The following is a 4,299-nucleotide window of genomic DNA, read 5'->3' on the forward strand; positions in this document are numbered from 1 at the left end:
TTGCCGGTGACGCCGCCCGTGCTGGTGGCCGCCGCCAGCCGGCCCGCCCTATCGAGGGCCACCGCGCCGACGGTCGCCGAGCCGGCCGGGCCCTCATTCCTTTCACGCCAGCGTTGCCAGCGCTCGAGCTGCCTGGGCGCGACCAGTGCGCCGTTCTCGACGAGTTCCGGCCCAAAGGCTTCGGCGCCCGCGCCGACGATCAGCACGTGCGGGCTCTCCGTCCGCACCCTGTCCGCGGCCAGAACGGGGTTCTTGATGCGCATGACCGCGCCGACCGCGCCCGCTGTTTGGTCCCAGCCCGCCATCACCGCGGCGTCGCACTCGACCTCGCCGTCTCGGTTCAGCGAGGAACCCAAGCCGGCGTTAAAGGCCTCGGCATTGTCCTCCATGCTCGTAACCGCCTGGGTGACCGCCGCCAGGGCGCTCTCGCCCCTCTCGAGCGCCGCAAAGCCAAGGTCTCGCGCCGCCGTGAGGCCGCGCACATAAGCCTCCCGGTCCGCCTCTGCGATTCTGCCTGCCCCGCCGTGGAGCACGATAGATGCCATGGTTGCCCTTTCTGTCGCTGCGGACCGAGGCCCGCGAGACGGTTAGACTAGACTCGCTATAAGCTTAACGATAGAGTAACACTTGTGCGGCGCCTCCTCTTTTACCTGACCCTGTTGCTTGCCCAGGGAGTCTTGGCCGTGCTCATCGCCCCGCTGCCCGCGCCGGACCTTTTCCTGCTGGCGGTGATGACCCTGATGGGGCGTCTTCGCCCCTGGCAGCTCGTCCTCGTCGCCTACGGCGTGGGGCTGGTGCAGGACGTGATGGGCCACGGCGTCCTCGGCGTGCACGCGCTCGGGCTGGCGGGCGCCTTTCTGGCGGCGACCTTCGTGCGCGCGCAGATCAGCCAGGTCGGCGTCGCCGAGCGCCTCGTGCTGGTGGCCGCGGCGCTTGCGGGCAAGTGGCTGCTGTTCGCCCTCATGCTGCTCTGGCTCAACGAATCGGCCAGCATCCTCGCCGCCTTCTGGGCGGTGGCCTTGCCCGAGTTCCTGCTGACCCTGATGCTCAGTCCTTTCATCTTGCAGATCGCCGACGCCCTGGTGAAGAGGCCGACCTTGGCCGGAGAGACGCGCTAGCATGCTGGGGCTCGAGGTCCGGGAGGAACCGCCGTGACGCGCCGGCTCAGGGTGTTGCTCCTCGGCATCTTCGCGCTGATGTTGGGGCTGAGCGCCCGGCTTACCGTCTTGCAGATCCTCCACGCCGAGGAGTACCGCGCGCTCAGCACCGACAACGCCATCCAGCAGCAGCGCGTGGCGCCGCTGCGTGGCCGGATCCTGGCCCGCGACGGCACCGCCCTGGCGACGAGCCGGCTCGCCGTGGACCTGATGTACCGCGGCGGCGAGATCCACAACTGGCAGCGCATCAGCTTTCTGGCCGGGGCCGGCGAGGAGCCGCGGCCGCCCGACCCTACCAACCTGCGCGAGCGCTCGCTCGGCGTGGCCCTGGCCTCGAACCTGCCCGACGAGGTGGTCCCGGCCGTCGAGGAGCTGGTGGCGGGCCAGGACAGCCTCTATCTCTTCAGGCGCACCGAGCGGACCTATCCGACGAGTCTGGCGGCGCATCTCCTCGGCTACACCACCGAGGCCGACCCGCAGCGCTTCCCCGGTTACGCCGTGGGCGAACTCTACGGCCTGATGGGCCTCGAGGCCTCCTATCAGGAGACGCTCTTTGGCACGCCCGGCCTGTCGCTTCAGGAGGTCAACAGCCGCCGCGCGGTGGTCAAGACGACCGAGATCTCTCCCGCCAAGCCCGGCAGCGATCTCACCCTGACCATAGACCCCGGGTTGCAGCGCGCGGCCGAAGAGGCGCTCGCGCGCGCGCTCGAGAACCAGCGCGCCGGCAAGCTCGCCCGTGACCGTCCGGCGCTCGAGCTCGAGCAGACCGCGACCCGGGGCGCCCTCGTCGCCCTCGACCCGCGCAGCGGCGAAATCCTGGCCCTGGCCAGCCAGCCCGGCTTCGACCAGCACCTCTTCACCCGCCGCCCGCCGGACAACGCGGGCATCTCGGCGCTTCTGGGCGACGCTGCTTACCAGCCCACCATGAACCGGGCGGTCAACGCCTTTGAGCCGGGTTCGACCTTCAAGCTCTTGACGGCGTCGGCGCTGCTCGAGAACGGTCACGTCGGCGCCGGCACCCGCTACCTCTGCACCCCGGCCTACACCTTTGGGGGCATCGTCTTTCGCAACTGGTACAGCCAGGGCAGCCGCGGCAACCAGACCCTCACCCAGGCCATCGCCGACTCCTGCAACACCTGGTTCTACCAAGCGACCGACCGGGCGGGCTGGTCGCCCTTCGCCGAGCAGATGCAGGCTCGAGCCCGGCAACTGGGCTTCGGCCAGCCCGTGGGCCTGGGCCTGCTAGAGGAGCGCGGCGGCCTCGTTCCCACGGACGCCTGGGTGCGGGAGCGCTGGGGCCACGCCTGGCGGCCGGGCATGACCGTCAACATGGCGATCGGTCAGGGCGACCTCTTAGTCACGCCCGTCCAGATCGCCCAGATGCTCGCCACCATCGTGATGGGCGGCCGCCGGGTCCAGCCGCACCTGGTGAAAAGGATCGGCGACCGGCCCGTAGAGGTGCCCGTCACCCTGGTGCCGGGGCGCCACTGGGACACCTTGAAGCAGGGGATGATGGGCACCACCCGCGAGGGCGGCACGGCCTACCACCGCTTGGGTCCGCACCGCTTTGCCGTGGTGACGGGTGGCAAGACGGGCACGGCGCAGGCGCCCGGCGCCGACTCGCACGCCTGGTACATGGGCTACGGGCCGGTGGCGAGTCCCGAGATCGTGGTGGTGGCCTTTTTTCAAAACGGCGGCGAGGGCAGCGGGGTAGCGCTGCCCGCCGTCACGGACTTCATGGCAGTATACTGGGGGCTAGAGTGAAGAGCAGAGGCACGCGCGGCGGCATCATCTTGAGTCTGGACGCGGGGGACGACGTGAGCTCGGTCGAAGCGGGGCTGGCGGGGCAGGACCACATTCTAACCGGCACCGTCTTTGTCGAGCTCTCCGGCCGCGTGGCGTGGTCGGCTTTGGAAACGGCCGAACGGCTCGTCCGAGAGGCGGGCGGCGCGGTGACCGAAGCACGACCGGCCGCGGTTCAAGCCGCCCCGGTCGGCGAGACCGTCATCGTGCCCAAGACCGTGCGCAGCGGCACCCGCGTCGAGGCGACGGGCTCGGCCATCATCTTCGGCGACGTCAACGCCGGAGCGGAAGTGGTCGCCAACGGCGATGTCGTCGTCCTCGGCCTCTTGCGCGGCCTGGCGCACGCGGGCGCCGCGGGCAACGAGCACGCCATCATCTGGGCGCAGACGATCCTCGCGCCGCAGCTCCGCATCGCGGGCCTGCTGGCGCAGTCCGGGGTCGGGGGAGAGGCGACTTCCGGCCCCGAAATCGCCAAGATCGTCGAAGGCCAGATCATGCTTCAGCCCTGGGGCAGGTAGGAACGCATGGCCGCGCGGGCACATCCGCATCCGCGCGCGCCTCGTTCCTCGCCCTCGAGCCGAAGAGCACGACCTTCAAGGGGTCGCCAAGCGCCACAATCCGCCTGACAAAACGAGCGAGCGGACAGCCGCCGCCAAGTCTGCGGCGTCCTTGGCGACCTTATGTTCGGGCCAAAACTCGCTGTCGTAGCGGAGGACGACTGCATAGTCGCTCAACTCTGCCAGGTTTAGGCTCGTCAGGTCGGCCTTCAGAGACGGGTCCAAGACCTCGCAGAGCTGCGCGAGTTCCTCGAGGTCATGCGTGCGAGGGATGGCTTGTTCATGAAAAGCGAGCATTCCCTTCAAAAGCTTCTCGATTGCCTGCTGGGCATGAAAGCAAGCGGTGTCATAAGGTCCTGCGCCGCTCAGTATCTGGCTGGCGGCGGAGAGGTCGCTATCGGCCTTGAGGAACCATCCTCGAGCATGGTCAAGCTTGCTTTTCATAGAGCGTCCTCCCCTCCCTCAGGGTAGTGGTGATAAAAGCGTGCGGAACCGCCTGCCAGTCCCTAACCTCCTGCGGCGTCCACACCACGATGTCTTTAGAGGGAAAGACGCCGAAGAGCGCCTTGCGGTAGCGTCCCGACCGCTTGTAGCGGGGTAAGTCGGACTCCTCGAGAATCAGCAGATCCAAGTCGCTATCGGCTCGCCCCTCGTTCCTCGCCCTCGAGCCGAAGAGCACGATTTTCAAGGGGTCGCCAACCGCCACAATCCGCTCGACTACCTCCTCGAGCAGTTCATCCGTGACTTCAGGGTAGGGATACGTTCGCGTCATGTATCAATCA

The 4,299-nt window shown here is 68.3% G+C and carries 6 protein-coding genes; 3 read left to right on the forward strand and 3 right to left on the reverse strand.

Annotation, left to right across the window (positions count from 1 at the left end):
- On the reverse strand, window positions 1-545 hold a 545-nt coding region (locus M3498_14310; GenBank protein ID MDQ3460451.1), incomplete at its 3' end, for an isoaspartyl peptidase/L-asparaginase.
- A gap of 84 nt (window positions 546-629) precedes the next feature.
- On the opposite strand from M3498_14310, the gene mreD reads away from it, so the two are divergent.
- The 3 genes from mreD to M3498_14325 are packed head-to-tail and all read left to right on the forward strand — an operon-like array spanning window position 630 to window position 3,478.
- A complete protein-coding gene (mreD, locus tag M3498_14315) occupies window positions 630-1,118 on the forward strand; it encodes a rod shape-determining protein MreD (protein MDQ3460452.1) in 489 nt (162 codons plus the stop codon).
- Between the two features lie 33 nt (window positions 1,119-1,151).
- Window positions 1,152-2,921 carry a penicillin-binding transpeptidase domain-containing protein gene (locus tag M3498_14320; protein MDQ3460453.1) on the forward strand — a complete coding sequence of 590 codons (1,770 nt, stop codon included), beginning with the start codon at window positions 1,152-1,154 and terminating at the stop codon, window positions 2,919-2,921.
- Entirely contained in the window at window positions 2,918-3,478 is a 561-nt protein-coding gene (locus M3498_14325) for a septum site-determining protein MinC (GenBank protein MDQ3460454.1), read from the forward strand. The genes M3498_14320 and M3498_14325 overlap by 4 nt, the downstream gene beginning before the upstream one ends.
- Before the next feature lie 75 nt (window positions 3,479-3,553).
- Here M3498_14325 and M3498_14330 read toward each other — a convergent pair whose 3' ends face one another.
- Complete coding sequence (locus M3498_14330; GenBank protein MDQ3460455.1) at window positions 3,554-3,961, reverse strand: HEPN domain-containing protein; 408 nt, start codon at window positions 3,959-3,961, stop codon at window positions 3,554-3,556.
- Window positions 3,945-4,289, reverse strand: a complete 345-nt coding sequence (locus tag M3498_14335) for a nucleotidyltransferase domain-containing protein (protein MDQ3460456.1) — start codon at window positions 4,287-4,289, stop codon at window positions 3,945-3,947. Before M3498_14335 ends, M3498_14330 begins: the two co-directional genes overlap by 17 nt.
- Window positions 4,290-4,299 lie beyond the last annotated feature (10 nt).

The organism is Deinococcota bacterium (assembly GCA_030858465.1).
GTDB lineage: Bacteria > Deinococcota > Deinococci > Deinococcales > Trueperaceae > JALZLY01.